Origin of the sequence: Limosilactobacillus equigenerosi DSM 18793 = JCM 14505, assembly GCF_001311375.1 — a bacterium.
GTDB lineage: Bacteria > Bacillota > Bacilli > Lactobacillales > Lactobacillaceae > Limosilactobacillus > Limosilactobacillus equigenerosi.
The window spans coordinates 1-1,258 of record NZ_BBAS01000034.1 but is presented as its reverse complement, the minus strand read 5'-3'; the positions used below and the strand labels follow the sequence as shown (position 1 = coordinate 1,258).

Below are 1,258 nucleotides of genomic sequence, written 5' to 3'. Positions count from 1 at the left end.
TTAATTATCAGCAGGAGCTGCGTCCGCGGTCGTAGCATCTATAGCACCTTGATTAGTACTAGTATCACTTACTTCCGCCACAGAATCATTATTACCAACTTGATTATTATTCGTTACACCACCGTTATCATTGCTAGTTACTCCACTGGCTGCTGGTGTAGACGCAACTTGACTACTTGCAGTCGTGGACCGACTTCGCGTTGCTTGGCGACGAGCTGTTGAACTCGTTGTTTGTTGCGTCCGCGACGATTTAGCCACTGATTCATTCTCATCCGTGGCTGACCGGGTTGCCCGGCCCGTCCGCGTACTTGTACTTTTAGCACTTGATGATGATTTTGCATCATCATGTTTCCGATGCGATTTAACATGCCGGTGCTTTACTTTCGTTACTTGATGATGCGCTGGTTTAGCTTCTACCTTCGCCAAACGACTTTGGTACCAACCACCACTAAAACCACTTAACGTCAAAATCAACAAGATCCAGGTTGTAATAACAGTCCTTTTACCGATTGGATGGATCCCATTGCGCCGAAAATCGGCCACTTGATGAATATACATCATCACATAAATTACTATTGCAATTATTGCAATCCCATATAGTGTTCGTGCTTCCATGTGTTTTCCCCTCACCTAATCTAACCTATATCTTAGAAAAAATCCCCCTATTTTGTCAAGGCAAGTTAATTGACTAATCAGGAATTATCATTGATAATATGGGTACTATTAATTAAGGAGAATTTTATTTATGGCAACGAAAGAAGTTACGACACAATCATTTGAAGCTGATATTAAAGACGGTGTGACATTACTCGATTTTTGGGCGGTTTGGTGTCCTCCTTGTCGGATGCAAGGTCCAATCGTTGAACAATTAAGCGAAGACTTCGCAGACCAAGCTACAATTGGTAAGGTTGACGTTGATAGTAACCAAGAATTAGCAGCCCAATTTGGGATTCAATCCATCCCAACGTTACTCTTATTCAAGGACGGCGAACTTGTTAACAAGTTCATCGGACTCCAAGAAAAGGAAACGCTAGCCAACGCCATCCAAGAACAACTTTAATCCATTTTAAAAAGCGGACTCAAATTTGAGTCCGCTTTTTTTTGGCTCTACGTCAACCCGTACTGATAGATCATATTTAGATCAACCATCAAGCTGCAGCTAATAGCTGCCGGATGGTTGATTTTTTTGATTTTGTAATAGTTAATTTATTACTCTTAGTAGCCAGTAAAATTCTAGTTCTAAAATTTTTAAAATTCA

The 1,258-nt window shown here is 40.9% G+C and carries 2 protein-coding genes; one reads left to right on the top strand and one right to left on the bottom strand.

The features are described from left to right. Positions 1 to 615 (bottom strand): hypothetical protein, encoded by a 615-nt coding sequence (locus JCM14505_RS08490; protein WP_054654052.1) that lies wholly within the window; start codon positions 613 to 615, stop codon positions 1 to 3. 130 nt (positions 616 to 745) lie between these two features. On the opposite strand from JCM14505_RS08490, the gene trxA reads away from it, so the two are divergent. Next, a complete protein-coding gene (trxA, locus tag JCM14505_RS08485) occupies positions 746 to 1,060 on the top strand; it encodes a thioredoxin (protein WP_054654050.1) in 315 nt (104 codons plus the stop codon). Positions 1,061 to 1,258 lie beyond the last annotated feature (198 nt).

What these genes read in the sequence shown, in the direction of transcription:
- JCM14505_RS08490 (WP_054654052.1), bottom strand. Translation starts at nt 615, where the DNA reads ATGGAAGCACGAACACTATATGGGATTGCAATAATTGCAATAGTAATT.
- trxA (WP_054654050.1), top strand. Translation starts at nt 746, where the DNA reads ATGGCAACGAAAGAAGTTACGACACAATCATTTGAAGCTGATATTAAA.